Origin of the sequence: Marinobacter santoriniensis NKSG1 (assembly GCF_000347775.1) — a bacterium.
GTDB lineage: Bacteria > Pseudomonadota > Gammaproteobacteria > Pseudomonadales > Oleiphilaceae > Marinobacter > Marinobacter santoriniensis.
Map to the genome: position 1 here is coordinate 1 of NZ_APAT01000017.1, position 21,278 is coordinate 21,278.

A 21,278-nucleotide genomic window follows, 5' to 3' on the forward strand; every position below is an offset into this window, starting at 1 on the left:
GGCCCCGGGGAGGGGCCAAAGAGACATAAAACACGTCCATGTGGGGACACGAAAAAAAGGGCCCCGCGGGGCCCTTACCGCTTCTTGCAGATCAGAAGAATCCGAGTGGATTGGTGTCGTAGCTGACCAGCATATTCTTGGTCTGCTGATAGTGCTCAAGGGCCATTTTGTGGGTCTCGCGGCCAACGCCAGACTTCTTGTAACCCCCAAAGGCCGCGTGCGCCGGATACGCGTGGTAGCAGTTCATCCAGACCCGGCCGGCCTGAATGTTCCGACCCATCCGGTAAGCCAGGTTGGTATCACGGGTCCAGACGCCGGCACCCAGGCCGAACTCGGTGTCGTTGGCAATCGCCAGGGCTTCCTCTTCGGTCTTGAAGGTAGTTACCCCTACGACCGGACCGAAGATTTCCTCCTGGAATACCCGCATCTTGTTGTCGCCCTTGAACAGGGTCGGCTGGATGTAGAAGCCGTCGTTGAATTCCACGCCCAGGTCTTCCCGGTCACCACCGGTCAGCACCACAGCGCCTTCCTGCTTGCCGATTTCCAGATAGGACATGATCTTGTCGAACTGCTCTTTGGACGCCTGCGCACCGACCTGCACGTCGGTATCCAGCGGGTTGCCACGCTTGATGGCCTTGGTGCGCTGAATGACCTTCTGCATGAACTCCTCGAACATGTCTTCCTGCACCAGAGCCCGTGACGGACAGGTACAGACCTCGCCCTGGTTGAAGAACGCCAGCACCAGGCCTTCCACGCACTTGTCGATGAATTCCGGCTCGGCCTTCATGACGTCGGAGAAGTAGATGTTCGGCGACTTGCCGCCGAGTTCCACGGTGGAGGGAATGATGTTCTCTGCCGCGCACTTGAGGATATGGGAACCTACAGGGGTGGAACCGGTGAACGCGATCTTTGCAATGCGCTTGCTGGTGGCCAGAGCCTGGCCGGCCTCAATGCCGTAACCATTCACGATGTTAAGGACGCCCGGCGGCAGCAGGTCACCAATGATTTCCATCAGCACCAGGATACTGGCCGGCGTCTGCTCGGCCGGCTTGAGCACGGTACAGTTGCCGGCAGCCAGACAGGGGCCCAGTTTCCAGGCCGCCATCAGTATCGGGAAGTTCCAGGGAATGATCTGGCCGACAACGCCCAGCGGCTCGTGGAAATGATACGCCACGGTGTTGTGGTCAATCTCGCCCATGTGGCCTTCCTGGGCGCGGATACAGCCCGCGAAATAGCGGAAGTGATCCGCTGCCAGCGGAATATCCGCATTCAGGGTTTCACGAACCGCCTTACCGTTGTCCCAGGTTTCGGCGACCGCCAGCTTTTCCAGGTTGGCCTCGATGCGGTCTGCGATCTTGAGCAGGATGTTCGAACGCTCCGTTGGCGACGTCTTGCCCCAGGCAGGTGCGGCTTTGTGGGCTGCATCCAGGGCCAGATCGATGTCTTCGGCGGAAGAGCGTGGAATTTCGCAGATCACTTCGCCGGTCACCGGGGTGATGTTCTCGAAGTACTGGCCCTTTACAGGTTCCACCCACTCGCCGCCAATATAGTTCTGGTAGCGGGATTTGAACGAAACGACGGAGCCGTCTTTTCCGGGTTGTGCGTAGATCATGGTGTCGACCTCTTGTTGTGTTTATCGCAGGGCAACGCGGCCTTTCGCGTTTACTCATTCAATGTAGTCGGCCCTCAGGAATTCGTGAATGATTCGATGGGGCTGAAAAACTCATCCCTTGGTAGTAGAAACATCGCGCCATGCTCCCCGACCCACAAAAAAGGGCTGCCCGAAGGCAGCCCTGAAAGGACCCGAGAATTCGGATCAGTTTGCGGCAACACGATCGCCCGGCAGTTTGAACGTCCAGACCATACCGCCCTGGTTGAAGTCTTTGACGACTTTGGCCACTTCGCCGCCCCAGAGTGGTACGGCACCACCCCATCCGGACAGAACCGATACGTACTGCTCGCCATCCATCTCCCAGGTAATCGGCGTACCGACAACCCCGGAACCGGTGTTGAAGCGGTAAAGCTCTTTCCCGGTCTGGGCGTCGAAAGCCTTGAGGTAGCCCTCCGGAGTACCGGTAAACACCAGGTTGCCGGCGGTGGTCATGACACCACCCCACAGCGGCGCGGTGTTTTCATAACGCCAGACTTCCTTCCCGGTCTTGGGGTCCATCGCACGCAGCACACCGATGAAATCGTCATGGGCTGGCTTGATGGTGAATCCAGCCCCGAGGAACGCCGCGCCTTTCTTATAGGAGACGGGCTCATTCCAGATTTCCATGGCCCACTCGTTCGAGGGCACGTAAAACAGACCGGTCTTTTTGCTGTAGGACACGGGCATCCAGTTCTTGCCGCCCAGGAACGCCGGCTGCGCCATGACTTTCTTACCCTTGTTCCCCTCAGAGTTGGCAGGGTCTCCGGGACGGTGCGCATCACTGTAAATGGGACGGCCGGTCTTCGGATCCAGGCCCGTGGCCCAGGTGATCTTGTCGACGAACGGGAAACCGCGGATGAAGTCACCGTTCTCACGGTTCAGGACGTACATGAATCCGTTTCGGTCCGCGGTGGCAGCGGCCTTGATGGTTTTGCCGTTCTCCTTGTAGTCAAACGACACCAGCTCGTTCACCCCGTCGTAATCCCAGCCATCGTGCGGAGTCGTCTGGAAATGCCACTTGATGCTGCCGTCGTCCGGATCGATCGCCAGTCGGGAAGATGAAAACAGGTTGTCGCCCGGACGCAGGTGAGAGTTCCACGGTGCCGGGTTACCGGTACCGAAGAAAATGGAATCGGTGTCGGCATCGTAGGTGCCACCCAGCCAGGTCGCGGCGCCGCCGTTTTTCCACATATCACCCGGCCAGGTCTTACCGGCCTTGCCGCCGGAAATGCCATTCTCGATGGCCTTGCCATCCTTGTAGACGTAGCCCATGTGGCCTTCCACCGTCGGGCGCATCCACACCTTCTCACCGGTGTTGGCGTCATAGGCAATCACCTTGCCCACAATACCGAACTCACCACCGGAAACACCGGTAATCACCTTGCCCTTGACGATCATGGGCGCCGCAGTGATGGCGTAACCGGCCTGGTAGTCGGCGACCTTCTTGATCCACATCGGCTTGCCGGTGTCCTTGTTCAGGGCGACCAGCTTGGCGTCCAGGGTGCCGAAAATCACCTTATCGTCGTACAGTGCAACGCCCCGGTTGACCACGTCGCAACAGGGCATGATGCCGTCCGGAAGGCGGGCGTCATACTGCCAGATCTCCTCGCCGGTCTTGATATCGATGGCATAGACCCGCGAGTATGAGGCCGACACGTACATCACGCCGTCCTTGACCATGGGCTGGGCTTCCTGTCCGCGCATCTTTTCGTTGCCGAATGAAAATGCCCACACCGGCTGAAGGTACTTCACGTTGTCCGTGTTGAGCTTTTCCAGGCCACTGTATCTCTGTCCCTTGAGCCCCATGCCATAGGTAACCACGTCACCCGGGGTGTTCTCGTCGTTCATGATGTCCTGATCGGTAACCGCCGCCTGGGCGCCGTAGGATACCGCCAGGGCCAGTGCACTGGCCGCAATGCGAATCCCGAACTTGTTCGATCTCATGGTTGCGCTCTCCCATTCTCTTGTTTTCAGTTTCTAGGCGAACCGGGAACGTTTCCCGCCTCTGAGTTGATTCTTCGCGTTCGGGCAAGGTGCAACAATTAATCCGCCGAACAGGTTTTCTCATCACTTGGTAGTACGACCCCGCTCCCAAACCAAAAAGGCCCGCCGTTGCAGGCGGGCCTCCCGGGGCAGGTTTCCGGATCAGTCGGAGCCCGACGCCCGGGCCAGGGCTTCGGGCTTGAGGAACTCCCGATAGTAATCGGGTACACCGTAACGAAGACCAAGGCCGGCGAAGAGCCGATCCATGTCACCGCTCTTCACCAGCTTGTCGACAATGCCCTCAAGGGCATAGCCAAGCTGGCGATGATTGTTCCTGACCGCCATACCAACATCCCAGAACTGCTTTCCAATGCCGGGAAAGCCGGTCTCTGCCAGCCGAAAGGCCCTGTTTTCCGGCCGGCCAAGCTCAAAGTCGATCTCGGAACGCATCGCCATCACCGCGCTGACGTCGCCCTCGCGCATGGCTTTGAAGGCTTCCTCCACATCCCGATAATGCCGGACCTGATCACGCATTCGACCTCGAAGTCCGGATGTGAGGTAGAAATCCGGCAGGGTATCGATCTCGACGCCAATCGGGTGATACTGGAATACGGCCACAGTCTGCACGCTGTCCAGTTGTGAGGGATCGTAGGCAATCTGCCAGGTTTCCCGCTGGTACGGCCCGAACATATGAACCTGTTCGTTGACGTATTCACCGGTGGAGTCCTGCTTGTAGGCGTAGGCCTTGTCGTAGGGAACCCGCATCATCACGTCGGCCAGCCTCTGCTTGTCCAGGTAATGCCCCTTCCAGACGTTGTTCCGAAGATCGTCACTGAGCGCCTCATCCGGCACGATCCAGTGCACCCGAAAGTCCACCCCCAGCTCCCGGGCGATGCGTTTTCCCAGCTCAACATCAATACCCCGGGGCTCACCGTCCTGCTCAAAGGAATACGGCGGAAAGTCCTTGTAAACGCCCACTTTCAGATAGCCGGACTCGATGATCCGGTCGTAGGTCCGGTCGGTAGGCCGGTTCAGGAGATCGTCGCCGTCCCGAACCTCGCCGGCGGAAACACCAGCACTGCACAGGACAAGACCAAGGGCCAGCAGGCCGCCAATAAGAAACCTGGTATTCATGTCCGCTCCCTCCAACGACAAAGGGCCGACATCAGGTCGGCCCGGCGTTCTTCACCCGAAAAACAACGTCTTCGGTACCATCATTCAGGCTTGGGCAGTGACTCGACATAAGTCCGGATAGCCCACATGGCGTTCTGGTCCAAAGTCTTCTTCCAGGACGGCATGCCGCGATCGGTACCGTTGCGTACCCGATGAATGAAGTATTCGTCGTCCCACTGGGTCAACTCCCGAAGATCGGGGGTCAATCCGCCTGACATGGCCCGGATGCCGTGACATCCGGCGCAATTTCCGGCATAGGCGCTTTCGCCAATCTCAACCGCCTCGGCGTTGTATTTGCCGAATTCGTTGCCTTCCCGGAAAGGGTTTTCGGTCCGCACTTCGTCACCCAGCTTTGGAAGATCACCTGTGTCGACTGGCTGAGGGGTGACGTTGCCGTGGGCGATTGCGAAGCTGGCGACACCAGCCAGAGTGAAGGCCAGGACCGCCTTCATTGATGTGCGAGTTGCCATGATTGCTACCTCTTGTTGTTTCCCCGTGCGTTGGCGATTGGAATTGTGTTTGCCAACTTGCTGACAACCAGTCTAGGGAGGAGCCACACGCTTCCGAATGCCACTTTGGGGTTTTTGCCCTAGTTCCTTGGTAGTAAGTAGCCGGTAGTCAGGCTCAAAACTCGTTCTTAAGTAGTGCCCCTTTCCTACTTTGTGAATATTCCCGACGCTGCACGGTCTCTCTATCCTCGGATGTAGCGATACAACAAAAAACGGGAGTCTGTTTCATGCCCGGCCACCGCCTTATTCGCAAGCTGTTCTTCGGAGCCCTGGTTGTGGCCAGTACGGCTCTGCATGCCGAGCCCCTGGTCGTCCCGATGGGCTACATACAGTGGGTGCCAGACCAGGGCCCGGTGCTGTCCAACGTCATTCCGAAGCCTGCGGATTCCGGTCTGAGGGGGGCAGAGCTGGCGACCGCCGACAACAACACGACGGGCCGGTTTCTGGACCAGAATTACCGGATGGCTACCTCGGTGGCCGACTCAGAGGAAGGCGTCCTGGCGTCGTTCGACCGAATGATTGCCGATGGCGTGCATCTGTTTGTATTTCGAGTGCCGGCAGAAACCCTCATGGCCCTTTCAAAGCGTGCCGGCCCGGATGTCCTGATGTTCAATGCCGGCGCGCGAGAAGATGGCCTCCGGCAACGGGATTGCGTCCCCTCGTTACTGCACACCATTCCCAGCTACGCGATGCTCACCGACGCCCTGGGACAATGGCTGAATCAACGACGGTGGAATGAGGTGTTCCTGATCTCCGGCCCGACGGCGGAAGACAAGGAATGGGCCACGGCATTTCGTCGATCTGCCAGGCGCTTCGGTCTGGACATCGTGGAAGACAAACCCTGGACGTTTGATGCGGATCTCCGCCGGAGCGCCTCCCGGGAATTACCGCTGTTCACTCAGGCGGATGACTACGATGTCGTGGTCGTTGCCGACGTACGCGGTGACTTCGGGGAGTACGTGCCATTCCATACCTGGCTGCCGCGCCCGGTTGTGGGTACTCAGGGCATGACACCCGTAGCCTGGCATCGGGTTGTGGAAAGCTGGGGCGCCACCCAGCTACAGAACCGGTTCCGGGAACTCGCCCAACGCAACATGAACAGTGAAGACTACGCCGCCTGGGCCGCGATCCGGGCCATCGGAACGGCTGTAACCGAAACCGGCTCCGCCGAGGTGAAAACCCTGCGACCCTTCCTGTTCAGCGACCAGTTCCAGCTGGCCGGATTCAAGGGCCGCAAACTGACCTTCCGCGCCTGGAACGGACAACTCCGCCAGCCTATTCCGCTGGTTCATCCCCGAGGCCTGGTGGACCGGGCGCCATTCGAAGGATTCCTGCACCCCAGAAGCCGGATGGACACGCTCGGATTCGACAGGCCGGAAAGCGAATGCCGAATCAATGGATGAGCCCTCTGCAGGCCAAGCAATAAGGAACAGACGATGAAACACCTGATAAAACCCGCGGCATTGTTCTCCCTGATAAGCCTGTCCCTGCCGGCGACCGCCAGCCTGGCTTATGTCTCCAACGAGAAAGACAACACCATCTCTGTGATCGACACCGATGCCATGTCCGTGGTGGATACCATTCCGGTCGGTGCCCGGCCACGAGGCATCCTGCTATCCCATGACGGAACCCGGCTGTTCATCTGTGCCAGTGACGACGACACCGTCCAGGTAATGGACCTGGCCACGCGAAAAATCGTGGACACCCTGCCCTCCGGAGAAGATCCGGAACAGTTCGCGCTGGCGCCGGACGACCGTCACCTCTATATCTCCAACGAAAACGACGCCATCGTCACCGTCGTGGATGTGAAAACCAAGCAGGTGCTGTCACAGATCGACGTCGGACTGGAACCCGAGGGTATGGCCGTCAGCCCGGACGGTAAATGGGCGGTCAATACCTCGGAAACCAGCAGTATGTTGCACTGGATCGATACGGACACCTTCACAATCAAAAAGAATATTGTCGTCGGCCAGCGCCCCCGGCATGTGGAGTTCAGTCGGGACAGCAAGATTGCCTGGGCATCCACAGAGGTGGGAGGCACGGTTCATGTGATTGACGTGGAGAACCTCGAACAGATCCGGGAACTCACGTTCGATGTACCCGGCGTCAATCCGGACCGGGTACAGCCCGTTGGCATCGAACTGACCTCCGACGGTCGCTACGCTTTCATTGCCCTCGGCCCATCCAACCACGTGGCGGTGGTGGACGCAAAAACCTACGAAGTGCTGGATTATCTGTTGGTGGGCAGTCGGGTCTGGCAACTGGACCTGGGCAAAGACGAGAAATACCTGTACACCACAAACGGCGTATCGGGCGATGTGTCGGTGATCGACGTGGATCGCCTTAAAGTCATCAAATCGATCAAGGTCGGCCGCTATCCCTGGGGTGTGGTCGTCGACCCGGCATCATGAGCATCGACGTCCGGCACCTCAGCTTTGACTACGGGACAACACCGGTTCTCAAGGATCTGAATTTCTCCCTGAAGCCTGGTCGATTCCACGCCCTGCTCGGCCCCAATGGTGCCGGCAAGTCGACGCTGTTCGGGCTGTTGACCCGGCTTCTGGCCATTCAGCGCGGGGAGTTGCTGTTCGAAGGCGAGTCCATGGCACGGTTCCCGGCGCGAGCCATGCGCCGTATCGGAGTCGTGTTCCAGCAAAATGCCCTGGATCTCGACCTGACCGTTCGACAGAACCTCCTGTACCACGCCGCACTGCACGGCCTTTCGAGAAAGGAGGCACGGACACGTGGCGACCGGGAACTGGAGCGATTCGGCCTGCTGGAGCGGGCGAACGAGCCGGTCCGACTGCTCAACGGTGGACACCGACGGCGGGTGGAAATTGCCCGGGCCCTGCTACACCACCCTTCGTTACTGCTCCTTGATGAGGCCACGGTTGGCCTGGACGTCGCTAGCCGGAAAGCCCTGAACGAGCACGTACGGGCGCTGTGTCGGGAAGAGAGTCTTACCGTGCTCTGGGCGACCCACCTGATTGAGGAAGTCCGCCGCGACGATCAGGTACTGATCCTGCACCAGGGCCAGCTTCTTGCGAATGGCACCGGGCAGGCCATCTGTGAGGAGACGGGTTCACGGGACCTGTCGGAAACATTCCATGTCCTGACCGGAGCCGGATAATATGAAGCTGTCTCAATACTGGCATTGCTTTCTCGGCATACAGACCCGCGAGTGGCTGCGTTTCTGGCAGCAAAGGACACGGTTTGCCAGCGCGCTCGTGCGTCCGCTGCTGTGGCTGGTGGTGTTTGCCGCCGGCTTCCGGGCGGTACTGGGGATTTCGATCATTCCCCCCTACGATACCTACATCACCTATGAGACCTACATTGCCCCCGGCCTGTGCGGCATGATCATTCTGTTCAACAGTATGCAGGGCGCCCTGTCGATGGTGTATGACCGGGAGCTTGGCAGTATGCGGGTTCTGTTGATGAGCCCGCTGCCCCGCCCATTCCTGCTCGTCACCAAGTTACTGGCAATGGGGGTGGTCTCGGTAGGACAGGTTTATGTATTCCTGCTGTTGGCGTTGCTGGTCGATGTGGAACCACCACTCTGGGGCTATGTAGCGGTGCTGCCGGCGCTCGTTCTTACCAGCCTGATGCTGGGAGCCCTGGGCCTGCTGATTGCGACCTGGATCAAGCAACTCGAGAACTTCGCCGGGGTCATGAACTTCGTGATTTTCCCGATGTTTTTCATGTCGTCGGCGCTTTACCCGCTGTGGCGAATGCAGGAGGCCAGCCCCTGGCTTTACTGGGTGTGCCAGTTCAACCCGTTCACCCATGCCGTGGAAGCGATCCGGTTTGCCCTGTATCTGCAGTGGAATGGCCAGGCGTTCGGGATTACGGCGGGCGTGACGGTCGTACTGGCCCTGCTGGCTACCGCCGGGTTTCGGCCCCAGCGGACCCGGATCCCGGGAACGCGTACCGGCTAGCCCTCACAGCAAGGGCATACTGGTGCGCAGGCTCTGAACAATGGTCTCCACATCCGACGCCACCGGCGCATCCCATTGCAGGTGGGCAGGGTGACCATCAAGGTACCAGAGACGATTGGCCAACGCCGTCGCATCGGAAGCATCGTGGGTCACACAGAGCATGCCCATGTGGGGATGGGCGTCCAGCAGCCCGGAAATCAACGTTCGGAGCTCGCCGGCGCGTACCGGATCAAGAGAAGCAAACGGCTCGTCCAGGAGAAGAAGATCCGGTTTCACAGCAAGGCATCGGGCCAGCGCCGCCCGCCTTGCCATGCCCAGCGACAGCTGATCGGGAAAATGGTGCTTGTAACCGGTCAGACTCACACTCTCAAGCAATCGGTCGATGTCTTTGGGCGCTGCTCCGACAATGGCGAGATTCTGACCCAGCGTCCGCCAGGGTAGCAATCGATGCTCCTGGAACAGGTAACCGAGGCGAAGAGATTCCCGTCCGCGGAACGCGGTCGCCGGAGTATGACGATCCAGCCCCGCAATCGCATTCAGCAACGTGGTCTTGCCAATGCCGGAAGGGCCGAGAAGACAGATTCGATCCCCGCGCCTTATCTGCGTGAAGATATCTCCCAGTACCGGCCTCTCGAAGTCGCGGCCCTTGATTCTCAGCTCAAGCATGAGCCAACTCCGGTCGCCGCCAGCGACTGGCACGACGTTCGAGGGGTTGCAGGAGAACCAGTTCAATGACCTGCACGACAGCAACGAACGCCAGGCTGTAGGCCAGGATGGTGGCGACATCGAATACCTGGAACGCCAAATTCAGCTTGAACCCCACCCCGTTCGACCGCCCCAGAAGTTCCACGACCAGAACAATCTTCCAGATCAACGCCAGGCCCCCTCGCATGGCTGCCATCAGGTACGGGAACAGCTGTGGCAACCACACCTCGCGGGTTCGCTGCCAACGATTGAGCCGGTAGGCCGTCGCCATCGCTTCCAGCTTGGGATCCAGGCTGCGGGCCCCCTCCCTGAGGGTTACGGCCACGTTGGGAACCTTGTTGATGACCACGGCCAGCACCGCGGCGGATTCAATCAGGCCGAACCAGACGTACATCAGGATAATCGTCACCAGCGCCGGCAGGTTCAGCATCAGTAACAACAGGGGATCAAGCAGTGCGTTGGTCGTCTCTGACCGCCCCATGACAACCCCGATCGTGACGCCAAGACCCATGGCAATCACGAAGGCGACCGCCACCCTTGCCAGGGTGGCGCCGAGATTCAGCCAGAGCTCGCCATTGGCGGCCTCGGCGTACAGCGTCCGTCCGACAGCCAGCGGCGTAGGCAACAGGCTGCTGTCCAGTGCCATGGCGACCAGGAACCAGAGCACCACCAAGCCGGGTAACACCACCCAGTAACACCAGACGGGCGCATACCCCCGGCCGGTCATTCCCGTGGATCCCGGAAAAACAGGTGCGCCGGTAGCGGTTCCCCGATGCCGCCACCAGTGAGCCCGATCAGCGTTTGCAAATCGGCGATACGACGGTCCGTCAGCGGTCTTGGCGTTCCGGCGAGGAACCCGTCGTGCAGGGCCTGCAACACCGCCGGAGATGAGGCCCGCATCAGGGGGTGTAGCCGTTGCCACTGGTCGGGGTTGGCGGCCAGTCCGGTACGGGCCTGTCGGATGGAACGGGCAAAGCTCGCCACCAACTGCGTGTGCGTTTCGGCCCAGCGTTCAGGAAACACATACCCCAGTACCGGCAGGTCCGGATCCAGGTGGAAGCTTTCGAGCAGGTCAGACATCCTGAACGCCGTGCGCCAACCACCCTGGCCCTGCAGCCTGGCGGCAAAATGCCAGTAGGTCACAATAGCGTCCACCTGGCCGCGCTTGAGTGCCTGATTCAGAAGCGGTGGTGAACCGTACTGCACCTGATCGCGGCCTCCCAGCTTGACCCCCTGACGCTCGGCGACGGCTTTCAGCAAAACCCAGCCTTTGCTGTCCGGACCGCCGGCCACGCCGATCCGCCGGCCGGAGAGATCGGCCACGCCGTGGATATCCGAGTTCTCCGGCACCACCACCTGTCCGATTTGAGAGGAAAAAGGCACGTAGAGGTAGGATTGCCCATCCCGGTACCTGTGTTGAACCCAGAGCAGGTCGGCCACCGCGCCGTCGACCGAACCACTGGCGACAGCAAGCCGGGATGCTGACAGGTTGGCAACGGCATGAACCACCAACCGGTAGCCATTGGCCGTGTCCAGCCCGCGATGCTGAACCTGATCCAGTTCCCAGTGTGCAGTACCGAATTGCAGAACACTGAGTGACAGCTCGGGTAGCGGCCCATCATTCGCCAGGGCCGGACTGGTGTTCGCAAACAGGAGCAGCGCCAGAGCCAGCGGCAACCGGACAACTGCCAGGAATGTGTTCCATATCATGGTCGTCATGAGCCCACGATACGAACCCTGAGGGACGTCCAGAATAGTACTTTGGTGCCTGTTTTTTGGTGCGATGGTCGCATTCAACCGACGACGGATCTGGCGTGTAATGGTGCAATGACAACAATAAACCAGCGGGTCGGACCCGACCGCCCCTGCGAAAGGAGGACGCCATGCTGAACGAGCTTGATGCCGCACTTTCACCGGAAAACCGCTATCATGATTCCGGATCCACTCCCGATACCGATAATAAACAGGCTGAACTATCCATGGAGCCCGCTTACAAAATCCTGATCGCTGACGACCACCCACTGTTTCGTGAGGCGATCAGCAGCGTGATTTCATCGGGGTTCGAAGGCAGTGAAATCCTGGAAACGGACGATCTCGACAGCGCACTGGACATTACCCGCGCCAACGATGACCTGGACCTGATCCTTCTCGACCTGAACATGCCCGGCATGCATGGTCTCAACGGCCTGATCACCCTTCGCAACGAGGCGCCCACCATTCCGGTGGTCATCGTCTCCGCGGAGGAAGACAAACAGGTGGTGCTCCAGGCGATCACCTACGGAGCAGTCGGCTTTATCACCAAATCGTCGCCCAGGGCGCAGATGACCGAGGCCATCCAGCAGATCCTCAACGGCAATGTCTACCTGCCGTCGGACATCATCCGGACCGGAAAGGAAGGCAACACCCGACGCAGTCGACAGGATGACAATCCGATTTCCCCGGAACTTCTGAATTCGCTGACCCGCCGACAGCTGCTGGTGCTTGAACGGATGTCGAAGGGAGAGTCCAACAAGCAGATTGCCTACAACCTGAATATTGCCGAAACCACCGTCAAGGCCCACGTTTCGGCCATTCTTCGGAAGCTCGGGGTACACAACCGGGTCCAGGCCATTCTCTCCGCCAGCGATGTGGACTTCAGCCAGTACCTCAAGCGCTGATCTCAGGATCGCTGCTTGAGAACCAGGTGGGAGAGCACACTCCGCAGCTTGAGGGGTTTCACCGGCTTATTCATCAGAAGGTAACCCAGCTTCCGGATGTGCTGTTTCAGTTCGTTGGTGTAGTTGGCCGTGATCATCAGCACAGGCGCCGCTGTCGCGCGTCTGCGGTTTATCTCGGCAACCACATCCACGCCGTTGACGTCATTGTCCAGGTGGTAGTCCGCCAGGATCAGATCAACGGGCTGACCGGCGGTGTCCAACTGCCGCTCAAGATCTGCGAGGGAGACGGCCACCGTCACCTGACATCCCCACCCTTCCAGAAGCGTTTTCATACCCTCACAAATGGCCCGGTCGTTATCGATCACCCAGACCCGAGCGCCACCAAACCCTTCATCCAGCAACGGTGTACTGGAGCCGCCGGCAGGAACCACCTTGGGCCGGAGTTTGCCCATGGGCACCCGCACGCTGAACACCGACCCCTTGCCTTCCTCGGATGACACGGTCACCTCGTGACCAAGCATGCCGGATATCTTGTCGACAATGGCCAGACCAAGGCCCAGCCCCTTGTCCATCCGGCATCCCTCCGAATGGATACGTTTGAATTCCTGGAAGATCTCGGAGAGCTTGTCCGCCGGGATGCCTGGCCCCGTATCCCAGACCTGCAGGAGGATATGCCCAGCCTGCCGGCGGCAACCCAACAGGATCCTCCCGGACGGTGTGTAGCGGATGGCGTTGGTCAGGAAGTTGCGCAGGATGCGGGCAAGCAACTGGGAATCCGACTCTACCACTGCAGAGCACGGGACGAACGCGAGGGTCAGGCCCTCGGCCAGCGCAACCTGTCGGAACTCCCGGGCGATGTTGTTCAGGAGATCCCGGAGGTCAAACGCCGTGACATCCGGCTTGATCACACCGGCATCCAGTTTCGAGATATCCACCAGTGTGCCCAGCAGATTCTCGACGTCGTCCAGGGAAGTGCTGACGGAACGGACCAGTCCTTCGGCCTTTGGACCAAAACTCTGCTCGAGCAGTGCGCTGGTAAAAAGCCTCGCAGCATTCAACGGCTGCAGAAGATCGTGACTGACGGCCGCCAGGAACTTGGTTTTGGACAGATTGGCTCGTTCGGCATCAAGCTTGGCATCCCGCAAGCGCGCTTCAACGGCCGCCCGTTCGGTGATTTCCTGGCGAAGCTGATTGTTCAGCCCGGTCAATGCCGCGGTACGCTCCTTCACTCTGCGTTCCAGGTTATCGTAGGCCTGCTCCAGCGCCAGGGCGGTTTTGCGGCGGTCCGTAATGTCCCGGATCAGCACGAAAAAACCAATGATGTTGCCGAATTCGTCGAAATTCGGCACGTAGGAACGGAGCATGTAACGCTGGTCACCCTGCTCGCCGGTCTCCTCCAGTTCGAAGGTGACGTTGTGGCCTTCCATCACTTCCAGAATCTGCGGCAGCAGCCGGTGGTAGAAATCCGGGGCATGAATCTGATCCAGACGCTTGCCGAGCGGGGGTTCGCCGCCACGGGCATACCAGGCCTCGTAGACCTTGTTGCAGAACTGAACCGTCATGTCGGCCCCGACATACGCGATCAGTGCCGGCACATGATCGGTGACCACCCGAATCCAGCGTTCACTTTCCTCCAGCGCCTTGATGCGCCTGGCCATTTCGCTGTTTTTGACGTCGGTGATATCCGTGTAAAGGACGACCAGCCCCCCTTCCCGGGTGGGTCGTTCGGTCATCTGGACCCAACGATCGTTGGAGAGCAGAAACACGGCTCCCTCGGCATCCTCACGCCCGTATTCTTCCCGGACGAGGCCGGAGAGGGTTGCAAGCCGTTTGACCTCATCAATCGTCGTGCCGGAGTCGGGTGCCTCCACTCCGGCGTGCCGCCAATAGCTTCGGAACCGGCTATTGCTCAGAATCAGCCGACGCTCATCATCAAACAGGACAAAGCCGTCCGCGATACTCTCAATGGCATCAATAAGCCGTTGCCGGGTGGTTTCGGCCTCCTCCCGGGCACGGTTGAGGGCATCCGTACGCTCACGCACCTGTTCGGCAAGAATCACGGAATGCTCGAAAGCGGCGTAGGGTTCCGGTTTGTGAGACGTGCCCGACTCCACACGAACGATCAGCGCATCCCGGATACGACGCAGCCGGAGATTCTCCGCTTCCAGTTCGGCAATGCGGCGATCCTTCTCGGCATGATCGGCGACGGCGTCAGACGAAGTCCGTGCAGGCATCAGGTTGGCCAATCACCACCCCCGTAAACGTCTGGTTGATGTGCATGCCGTCAAACTGCTCGCCGTAGGTATTGAACCCGATCACCCGGTGATGACGGAGAAACTCGGAAACCCCTTCGACCTCGCCGGTGAGTTCGGCTTCAAGACGGCGCAGAAAGCAGTCGCAGCCAATGGTAATCAGAGGAGGCCCGACCGACTGTTCGGCCCTTTCAATCTGCTCACGGACACTGTCGAGCAGACCCTCGGGTTCCATGGACGTCATGACAATGCCCGTCTCAATGGCGCAATAGAACGTCAGACTGCCGTCCGGATTGACCCGCTGGATCGACCGGACAAAGTAGTGTCCTCCAATCTTCACGCCCAGAGGCCGAAGGGCAAAGGTCTTGCGATCCAGCGTGTCCACCGGCACGCCCACAGCTCGCGCGTATGCCTCCGCCGCAGGCTCCGCGTTGAGTTCATACACTGTTCGGCTCGAGGGACAGGCGTCGGTCACAACCAGTTTTTCCTGTCGCTCCACCATGTGATGGGTCGAGAAGACCCGGAAATCCAGAGGCGTATTCACCAGCATGACCGTCGCCGCACCGGTATGGAACTCGCCGTCGAAAAACACGTGGGTGTTCGCCAGACGCTCATCGTCACCGGCGGAGCCACCGAACTGCGGGATGGTTCCCAGGGCGGAATTCAGGGTAGCCAGAACCAGCTCCTCCCGGCTGGACAGCCCATCGAGGAGGGTAATCGCAAAGGTATTGCCTTTGACCGGCGCCAGGCCAGCGTCCCGGCAGGTATTAAGGAGCCCGTCGATGACCGCCTGGGCATCCTGAAGCGTGAAACTGTCCAGCGCCTGGATCAGCGCACAATCGATGGCAAAGTATCGGCGATCGAATCCGATGGCTGTAATGCATCCGCGACCATAGCCTTCAGGGGTAATTTCACCCGCCGACGTACAGCCACAGACACGAACGCCGTCGAAGGCCTGTTGAAGGGCCGGGCCCAGTCGTTGAAGGTCGAACTCCGCCGAACAGAAAAACAGGACGCACCCGAGATGTTCATGCGAGAGCTCGTTGGCAAGGTGCGTCGCAGCAAGATCTGCCTCTCTGGCACCGGAACTCGCCACGCGAATGGCTGGAAGGGTCGTAACTGGCCTCATGCTTCCAGGCTCCAAAACCCTGGGAATTTCCGTTAATTCTACGGACTCCCCTGCGCCAGCCAATGCGACTTCCGTGCTTTTTATGGGCGCGCCGAAATGGTCATAAGCCATTGATCTTAAAGCCTCCTGAATCAATGCCCGATGGCGCCACCAGTTTCCTTCCCGGGAAACCGGCACTTTAGTGCTAGATTCGTGTCTGGGGAAAGCTCCCGGTGTCGCACACCGAGAGCGATCGCCATGCTCAGAAGGTTACGATGGCACCGAGCGCCAGGGTATCGGCGTCCACCGTTTTGGCATCGGTGGATTTGGTGGTCTGTTCAAACATGTTGTACTCGGCAACCACTTTGAAGTACTCATTGATGTCGTGGAAGAGCGCGACCGAGCTGTTCTCTGTCTGGAAATCACCCTGATCCGAATCGGTCTCGCCGTAGGAAATCACGAAACGATTCGCGCCCAACGTATAGCCTCCCTGAACCAGATAGCCGTCGGCATCCTCCTCCGAGGCCAGTGCCTGATCCGTAATCAGCACTGGAACATCCCCCTTCGAGGTGAACCCGGAGGCCGTCAGGGACAGTCCGGCCATGGCCGCACGAACGCCGTACCCAAGCCCCGTGGAATCGATCGAGGTGGTGGCATTTTCAGAGCTCTGGTAGCGACCGTTCAGCCAGCCGGTCAATGAAACACCGCCAAGATCGGCGCCGTAGGTAATCTCCGCCTCAAACCGGGGCGCCGACTGCTCGGATTGTGCACCTGGAGTGGTGTTCGCCGGCTCCAGGATACCCGCCGCCACCTTGAGCCCTCCCAGGTCCGGTGACCGATAGGTAATCTGTGCCGAGGGATTGGGATAGGGGTAGCCGGCCCGGATATTGCCGAACGATACCCCGGTTGGGGCACCGGGCGAGCCAAAGCCCATCAGGATTTCATCCAGAAAGATGTTGGAGCGGGCGTAAAGCCCGAAATCCTTACCGATGAGGATCTGGCCAAAGCTGCCATCGACCGTCGCATACAACTGACGGACATCGATAGCTGTATCGGTGGGTGACTGCAGACTGTCGTTGATGGTAGACCAGAAGGAAGAACGCCCGCCGAGAGTCAGGTCACCGACCTCGCGACTGAAATTGAAACCAATGGTGTTGGGCAGAAAGCCCATTTTGACATCGGAATTGCGAACGTCGTTGATCTTGTCATCCCGATTCACGTAAAAGGCATTGAAATAACCGTCTACCGAGAAAGACGTCCCGTCCTGATTGTAGACCTCCACCGCCGCGCTGGCACCGGTGCTAAGCCCCATGGCCGTGCCGACGGCCAAAGCCAGTCCCGCTTTTTTCAGATGGTTGCGCATAACTCCCCCTGTTCTTGTTTGATGATCGGGTTCGGAGCATGGGTCGTCCCAGGCTCCAGGCGCGTTGATCGCCCGGAATCATCTTCGACGAGGGAAGAAAGGTGTGAAATGCAACAAGGGAGCCGGTTTTCTGCTTATTTGGGAGGCAGTGAAAACGCCACTTTGGAATTACGACCCCGCGGGAAACCGGTCCAGTTCGAGCAGGCAATCGTCAAGGAACGCCGACGGATCCGCCATCACCGACTCGTCGGCCACCACCCCGAACTGGACCTGGCCGGCGTAACTGACGATGCTGACTCCCAGTCCGATGCTTCCGGCCTGGGGCACCCAGAACATCTGTTCGGTAATCGGACAGCCGGCGAGATAGCGGGCCTCCCGGGTACCGGGGACATTCGAGACCACTGCCGAGGCTTTCCGGTAAAAGGTGTCTGCGACCGGATGGCGCAGGGGTTCCGGGATCACCGACGCACTGGCCGTCAGCCCCCATGACAGGCCCGGCTGCCAGCTCTTCTTGAGCCGCCGGGTTTCCTGCTTGATCCGGTACAGTCGCTCCAGTGGGCTTTCACCGTCCACGGGAAGCGGCACGAACACCGTGCCAAAATAGTTGCCCAGCTCGCCCGGCTCAGGCACCAGTTCCTCGGGCAGGCGATGACGAATGTCCACCGGCACGGCGGCATGCAGGACCGCATCCTCCAGGTCCTCGGAGCCCAGGCCGAGTCTCGGACGCACGGCGGCGGCGACACAACCGAGCAGGACATCGTTAATCGTGACGTTGGTGGCTTCGGCAATGTTCCGGAACCGCTCGAGTGGCACCGGCCCCGACCAACGGCAGTGCCGGCGGCCAAGCAGGGGGCGCCTCAGGTCCGACGGGGAATCCTCGGGTTCAACCAGGAAATCGGTGACTTCATTGACCAGTTTCAGGCCCCGCTGCGCAAACTGCTCCAGCCACTGTCCCGCCTGTTCAACGGATGAGGCAGCCTGAGAAGCCGGGGCTTTGTCGTCAACCGGTTCGGACTGGCCGCTGGACGTCGGTACCAGACGCTCCAGCCAGGCCTGGGCTGCGCCGGTCCAACGGGCGAAGTCACCGTTTTCGGGTGCGCCATAAAGGGCCGGGGGCTGACGGGGGGATGGCGGGCACAGCCGATCGAAGATCGACATCAGTGAAAGACCGTCGGCGTAGCAATGGTGCATCCTGAGCAGTACGGCGGCACCGCCCTCTGCATTGGGTGCCAGCCAGAATTTCCACATCGGCCGGAACAGTGGCAGCGGCTGGTTCAGGCGGGCCGAAACCCAGTCCTGGAGCTCATCCCGGGTAAAACGATCAATCGCCACATCCAGATGGTGACGAACATCAAACCCGGGATCCCGCTCCCACCACCAACCCGGCATCCGCTCCACGGGTCGATGGAGGAACCGCTCCCACGCCACCCAGTAATCCTTGAGGAACGCCCGTAGGCGAGGGGCGGTGAGCCCCTCGACCCGCAGCATGACGGTAATGGTCATCGGGTTGTCCGGGCGCTCCAGGGCCAGCCAGGCCGAATCCGCAGGCAGCAGGAGATGCGATTGCTCTTGACTCAAACCTGTTAGTCCCCGGATCGATGACGTGACGAAGGTACGTAAAAACCGAACTCCGCATTGTGCCAGACAACCCGAAACGGCTCCACATGACGACCAGCGCACCCTGTTACAAAAAATTACATGTGAGTAACTGTTCAGTCCTATACTGGTTATAAGCCTTGATGCGATGGTTATTAAAGACCATTTCGGTAGCCATTGGCTCCAGATTCGCGAAAACCTCGCACGGAGCGCCAATACACCGCTACCGCCATCGCGGTACAACAGGGTGACCAGCACGAACTTCAATAACAGACCAACGCGGTGCTGGGAGGAGAAGAGTCATGAAAGCGAGTCACGTTCGCAAATTGATCAAACCCATCGAAAACGCCTACTCGGAAATGTTTTCCGGGCGGGTATATCGCGTTGGTAAAGGCGCTGTCTCGGTTCGCAACCACAGTGGCGTTGCGGAACAGACCGTCGTCGGGGTCCACGGGTTCCTGGAGAATCACTGTTACTTCACCCAGGCGTATGAAGGCCCGACAACCGAGCTGATCCTGCTCACCTGCAGCAACTATCACATCCCGGTCAACGGCGTTACGCCCGAGACTCCCGACTGGGAAGTGCCGATCAAACATCTGGAAGGCACCATCGAATATGATGCGTGCATCCTCAACCAGGCACTGGCAAACCTGCCGACCACGCGTAATATCCGGATCCATGGCCACTCTCGCGGTGGCGCGGTAATCCTGGAAGCGGCGAAGCAGTGGCCGGAACTCTACGAGGATGTGGAAATCGTCTTTGAAGCGCCCGTGCTGCCACAGGGGCGCCTGCACGCTCTGGTCACCATGCTACTGGAACCGGTCAGCCATGGTATGTGGCCCTGGTTGATCCGCCTGATCAACAGCGCCCCCCAGTCGGCCTATGGCCAGACCTTCTTCGGCAAGATGAATCCGCGGAAAAAGCAGCTGCTCAGCAAGCTGTTCTCGGCCACCAAGGATCACCTCACCATCGTCCGGAACATCGAGAACATCATGGACTGGATGGCCCGGACGGACACGTCGATCTACCAGAATGTCCGCCAGGGCACCTTCCTGATTCCGGCCGTGGACCGCATTCTCGACCGTTCCGCCATGCTCGCCAGTGCCCGACAGAGCCCGACGACCATGCGCATCATCGAAACCGAGGCGCCAAGCCACTTCATCACCCTGGACAGCAAGGAATGGGTTCCGGGTTTTGAGACTTTGCCGGCCGCTGCACAGGGATAACCCTGCTGCATCCCTGCCCATGCTCCGCTAAACTTGCGTCCCCAACCCAAGGTTAAGCGGAGTGCCTCATGTACCGTGACCGTCTGGTCGCCACCCCCGTTGAAACCGAGCAAGCGCGCCGGCTTCAGCGCCTGCTGCTGGCCTATCACGATTTCCGGCAATACAAGGCGTCGCATCGGCTTTCCGAATCCACCCGGATTATCGCTGACTGGCAGGCGCAACGCCTCAAGCAGACCCATCGGGATCTGTACGACCACCCCGGTTACCATTCCGGTCTCGAGTTTCTGCTGACCGATCTCTATGCCCCTGCAGGGATGACCCGGCGGGACGACAACATCGATCGTGTCTTTCCCAAAATGGTGAAATGGCTACCCGACCACCTGCTGGGAACGCTGTCCGGGCTGGTAGAACTGAATCTGCTGACCCAGGAACTGGACCTGGAGCTGGCCGAGCGCGTTCAACAGGAAGGACTGAACATCAGGGAACTGGATGCAGACGGCTACTGCCGGGCCTATCGCAACAGTATCCGGCTGCCAGACCGGACAAGGCAGATTCGGCTGGTGGCAGATGTGGGACAGCAACTGGACCGGTATGTGCGAAACCGGACACTGGGATGGTTGCTGACCATGGCAAAGACGCCCGCAGAGATGGCGAACCTGACCGACCTGCACAGCTTCCTGCATCGGGGCTACAGCGCCTTCCGTAGGATGGAGGATGTGGATGGCCTGATTGACCGGCTGGTCGTCCGGGAATCCCGGGTTATGGACAACATTCTGGCCGGCCACCCGGCGCCATTCGACCTGCCGAGCGACCTGTAGACCGACCGGTCACCCCTTCGGATTGATAATCTGATCCAGCTGGTTGTGAATTTCCTGCTCGATCCGGTGCTTGAAGGGGCGCAACATCAGCCCCAGCTCGAGTCGGATGTGCAGGTCATCCGGGGTGATGTTCAGCTGCCCCTTCACACCACTGCGCTTGAACCTCATGACATCGCCTTCCCACTGGTAGTGAACGTCGAACTGACGGGACAGATCACGGGCCAGCGTTTCCGCGGCCTGGCGGGCGTGTTCCTTGTCCAGCGAGTGGGCGCGATGAACATCAATGACAGACATGGATCAGT

19 protein-coding genes are annotated in these 21,278 nt (G+C 59.6%); 7 read left to right on the plus strand and 12 right to left on the minus strand.

Going from position 1 to position 21,278, the window contains the following annotated elements:
* Positions 1–91: 91 nt before the first annotated feature.
* The 4 genes from exaC to pedF form a co-directional block, all read right to left on the minus strand.
* On the minus strand, positions 92–1,612 hold the full coding sequence (gene exaC / locus MSNKSG1_RS11915; RefSeq protein WP_008939527.1) for an acetaldehyde dehydrogenase ExaC: 1,521 nt from the start codon (positions 1,610–1,612) through the stop codon (positions 92–94).
* Between the two features lie 204 nt (positions 1,613–1,816).
* Positions 1,817–3,595, minus strand: a complete 1,779-nt coding sequence (locus MSNKSG1_RS11920; protein WP_008939528.1) for a PQQ-dependent methanol/ethanol family dehydrogenase — start codon at positions 3,593–3,595, stop codon at positions 1,817–1,819.
* A gap of 201 nt (positions 3,596–3,796) precedes the next feature.
* Positions 3,797–4,768, minus strand: coding sequence for a substrate-binding periplasmic protein (locus MSNKSG1_RS11925; protein WP_008939529.1), 972 nt, complete (start codon positions 4,766–4,768; stop codon positions 3,797–3,799).
* Positions 4,769–4,848: 80 nt separating this feature from the next.
* Positions 4,849–5,277 carry a cytochrome c-550 PedF gene (pedF, locus tag MSNKSG1_RS11930; RefSeq protein ID WP_008939530.1) on the minus strand — a complete coding sequence of 143 codons (429 nt, stop codon included), beginning with the start codon at positions 5,275–5,277 and terminating at the stop codon, positions 4,849–4,851.
* Between the two features lie 266 nt (positions 5,278–5,543).
* Here pedF and MSNKSG1_RS11935 point away from each other — a divergent pair, with 266 nt between their 5' ends.
* From MSNKSG1_RS11935 to MSNKSG1_RS11950, 4 genes are read left to right on the plus strand one after another with little or no spacing between them, the layout of a single operon-like run.
* On the plus strand, positions 5,544–6,719 hold the full coding sequence (locus MSNKSG1_RS11935) for an ABC transporter substrate-binding protein (protein ID WP_008939531.1): 1,176 nt from the start codon (positions 5,544–5,546) through the stop codon (positions 6,717–6,719).
* Positions 6,720–6,752: 33 nt separating this feature from the next.
* The gene (locus MSNKSG1_RS11940; RefSeq protein ID WP_008939532.1) at positions 6,753–7,727 is read left to right on the plus strand and encodes a YVTN family beta-propeller repeat protein; all 975 of its coding nucleotides are present in this window, start codon (positions 6,753–6,755) and stop codon (positions 7,725–7,727) included.
* Complete coding sequence (locus tag MSNKSG1_RS11945; protein WP_008939533.1) at positions 7,724–8,446, plus strand: ATP-binding cassette domain-containing protein; 723 nt, start codon at positions 7,724–7,726, stop codon at positions 8,444–8,446. Before MSNKSG1_RS11940 ends, MSNKSG1_RS11945 begins: the two co-directional genes overlap by 4 nt.
* A 1-nt stretch (position 8,447) precedes the next feature.
* A complete protein-coding gene (locus MSNKSG1_RS11950) occupies positions 8,448–9,251 on the plus strand; it encodes an ABC transporter permease (RefSeq protein WP_008939534.1) in 804 nt (267 codons plus the stop codon).
* A 3-nt stretch (positions 9,252–9,254) separates the two neighbouring features.
* Here the strand turns inward: MSNKSG1_RS11950 and MSNKSG1_RS11955 are convergent, their stop codons facing one another.
* Genes MSNKSG1_RS11955 through MSNKSG1_RS11965 form a run of 3 tightly spaced genes read right to left on the minus strand, consistent with a single transcriptional unit; the run spans position 9,255 to position 11,675 of the window.
* Positions 9,255–9,917, minus strand: a complete 663-nt coding sequence (locus tag MSNKSG1_RS11955; RefSeq protein ID WP_008939535.1) for an ATP-binding cassette domain-containing protein — start codon at positions 9,915–9,917, stop codon at positions 9,255–9,257.
* Entirely contained in the window at positions 9,910–10,683 is a 774-nt protein-coding gene (locus MSNKSG1_RS11960) for an ABC transporter permease (protein WP_008939536.1), read from the minus strand. The genes MSNKSG1_RS11955 and MSNKSG1_RS11960 overlap by 8 nt, the downstream gene beginning before the upstream one ends.
* On the minus strand, positions 10,680–11,675 hold the full coding sequence (locus MSNKSG1_RS11965) for an ABC transporter substrate-binding protein (RefSeq protein ID WP_008939537.1): 996 nt from the start codon (positions 11,673–11,675) through the stop codon (positions 10,680–10,682). The genes MSNKSG1_RS11960 and MSNKSG1_RS11965 overlap by 4 nt, the downstream gene beginning before the upstream one ends.
* Positions 11,676–11,935: 260 nt before the next feature.
* On the opposite strand from MSNKSG1_RS11965, the gene MSNKSG1_RS11970 reads away from it, so the two are divergent.
* The gene (locus MSNKSG1_RS11970) at positions 11,936–12,613 is read left to right on the plus strand and encodes a response regulator (RefSeq protein ID WP_040886898.1); all 678 of its coding nucleotides are present in this window, start codon (positions 11,936–11,938) and stop codon (positions 12,611–12,613) included.
* A 2-nt stretch (positions 12,614–12,615) separates the two neighbouring features.
* Here MSNKSG1_RS11970 and MSNKSG1_RS11975 read toward each other — a convergent pair whose 3' ends face one another.
* From MSNKSG1_RS11975 to MSNKSG1_RS11990, 4 genes are all read right to left on the minus strand, one after another.
* A complete protein-coding gene (locus MSNKSG1_RS11975; RefSeq protein WP_051067787.1) occupies positions 12,616–14,847 on the minus strand; it encodes a hybrid sensor histidine kinase/response regulator in 2,232 nt (743 codons plus the stop codon).
* On the minus strand, positions 14,825–15,994 hold the full coding sequence (nosP, locus tag MSNKSG1_RS11980; RefSeq protein WP_008939540.1) for a nitric oxide-sensing protein NosP: 1,170 nt from the start codon (positions 15,992–15,994) through the stop codon (positions 14,825–14,827). Before nosP ends, MSNKSG1_RS11975 begins: the two co-directional genes overlap by 23 nt.
* 241 nt (positions 15,995–16,235) lie before the next feature.
* On the minus strand, positions 16,236–17,336 hold the full coding sequence (locus MSNKSG1_RS11985; protein WP_008939541.1) for a porin: 1,101 nt from the start codon (positions 17,334–17,336) through the stop codon (positions 16,236–16,238).
* A gap of 168 nt (positions 17,337–17,504) precedes the next feature.
* Positions 17,505–18,914, minus strand: a complete 1,410-nt coding sequence (locus MSNKSG1_RS11990; RefSeq protein ID WP_008939542.1) for a WS/DGAT domain-containing protein — start codon at positions 18,912–18,914, stop codon at positions 17,505–17,507.
* Between the two features lie 320 nt (positions 18,915–19,234).
* Here MSNKSG1_RS11990 and MSNKSG1_RS11995 point away from each other — a divergent pair, with 320 nt between their 5' ends.
* Together MSNKSG1_RS11995 and MSNKSG1_RS12000 are read left to right on the plus strand one after the other, a co-directional pair.
* Positions 19,235–20,158, plus strand: a complete 924-nt coding sequence (locus MSNKSG1_RS11995) for a hypothetical protein (protein ID WP_008939543.1) — start codon at positions 19,235–19,237, stop codon at positions 20,156–20,158.
* Positions 20,159–20,226: 68 nt separating this feature from the next.
* Positions 20,227–20,976: an FFLEELY motif protein gene (locus MSNKSG1_RS12000; RefSeq protein WP_008939544.1), complete on the plus strand. Its 750-nt coding sequence runs from the start codon at positions 20,227–20,229 to the stop codon at positions 20,974–20,976.
* Positions 20,977–20,985: 9 nt separating this feature from the next.
* On the opposite strand, the gene MSNKSG1_RS12005 is transcribed toward MSNKSG1_RS12000, so the two are convergent.
* A complete protein-coding gene (locus MSNKSG1_RS12005) occupies positions 20,986–21,270 on the minus strand; it encodes a polyhydroxyalkanoic acid system family protein (protein ID WP_008939545.1) in 285 nt (94 codons plus the stop codon).
* Positions 21,271–21,278 lie beyond the last annotated feature (8 nt).

What these genes read in the sequence shown, in the direction of transcription:
- exaC (WP_008939527.1), bottom strand. Translation starts at nt 1,612, where the DNA reads ATGATCTACGCACAACCCGGAAAAGACGGCTCCGTCGTTTCGTTCAAA.
- MSNKSG1_RS11920 (WP_008939528.1), bottom strand. Translation starts at nt 3,595, where the DNA reads ATGAGATCGAACAAGTTCGGGATTCGCATTGCGGCCAGTGCACTGGCC.
- MSNKSG1_RS11925 (WP_008939529.1), bottom strand. Translation starts at nt 4,768, where the DNA reads ATGAATACCAGGTTTCTTATTGGCGGCCTGCTGGCCCTTGGTCTTGTC.
- pedF (WP_008939530.1), bottom strand. Translation starts at nt 5,277, where the DNA reads ATGGCAACTCGCACATCAATGAAGGCGGTCCTGGCCTTCACTCTGGCT.
- MSNKSG1_RS11935 (WP_008939531.1), top strand. Translation starts at nt 5,544, where the DNA reads ATGCCCGGCCACCGCCTTATTCGCAAGCTGTTCTTCGGAGCCCTGGTT.
- MSNKSG1_RS11940 (WP_008939532.1), top strand. Translation starts at nt 6,753, where the DNA reads ATGAAACACCTGATAAAACCCGCGGCATTGTTCTCCCTGATAAGCCTG.
- MSNKSG1_RS11945 (WP_008939533.1), top strand. Translation starts at nt 7,724, where the DNA reads ATGAGCATCGACGTCCGGCACCTCAGCTTTGACTACGGGACAACACCG.
- MSNKSG1_RS11950 (WP_008939534.1), top strand. Translation starts at nt 8,448, where the DNA reads ATGAAGCTGTCTCAATACTGGCATTGCTTTCTCGGCATACAGACCCGC.
- MSNKSG1_RS11955 (WP_008939535.1), bottom strand. Translation starts at nt 9,917, where the DNA reads ATGCTTGAGCTGAGAATCAAGGGCCGCGACTTCGAGAGGCCGGTACTG.
- MSNKSG1_RS11960 (WP_008939536.1), bottom strand. Translation starts at nt 10,683, where the DNA reads ATGACCGGCCGGGGGTATGCGCCCGTCTGGTGTTACTGGGTGGTGTTA.
- MSNKSG1_RS11965 (WP_008939537.1), bottom strand. Translation starts at nt 11,675, where the DNA reads ATGACGACCATGATATGGAACACATTCCTGGCAGTTGTCCGGTTGCCG.
- MSNKSG1_RS11970 (WP_040886898.1), top strand. Translation starts at nt 11,936, where the DNA reads ATGGAGCCCGCTTACAAAATCCTGATCGCTGACGACCACCCACTGTTT.
- MSNKSG1_RS11975 (WP_051067787.1), bottom strand. Translation starts at nt 14,847, where the DNA reads ATGCCTGCACGGACTTCGTCTGACGCCGTCGCCGATCATGCCGAGAAG.
- nosP (WP_008939540.1), bottom strand. Translation starts at nt 15,994, where the DNA reads ATGAGGCCAGTTACGACCCTTCCAGCCATTCGCGTGGCGAGTTCCGGT.
- MSNKSG1_RS11985 (WP_008939541.1), bottom strand. Translation starts at nt 17,336, where the DNA reads ATGCGCAACCATCTGAAAAAAGCGGGACTGGCTTTGGCCGTCGGCACG.
- MSNKSG1_RS11995 (WP_008939543.1), top strand. Translation starts at nt 19,235, where the DNA reads ATGAAAGCGAGTCACGTTCGCAAATTGATCAAACCCATCGAAAACGCC.
- MSNKSG1_RS12000 (WP_008939544.1), top strand. Translation starts at nt 20,227, where the DNA reads ATGTACCGTGACCGTCTGGTCGCCACCCCCGTTGAAACCGAGCAAGCG.
- MSNKSG1_RS12005 (WP_008939545.1), bottom strand. Translation starts at nt 21,270, where the DNA reads ATGTCTGTCATTGATGTTCATCGCGCCCACTCGCTGGACAAGGAACAC.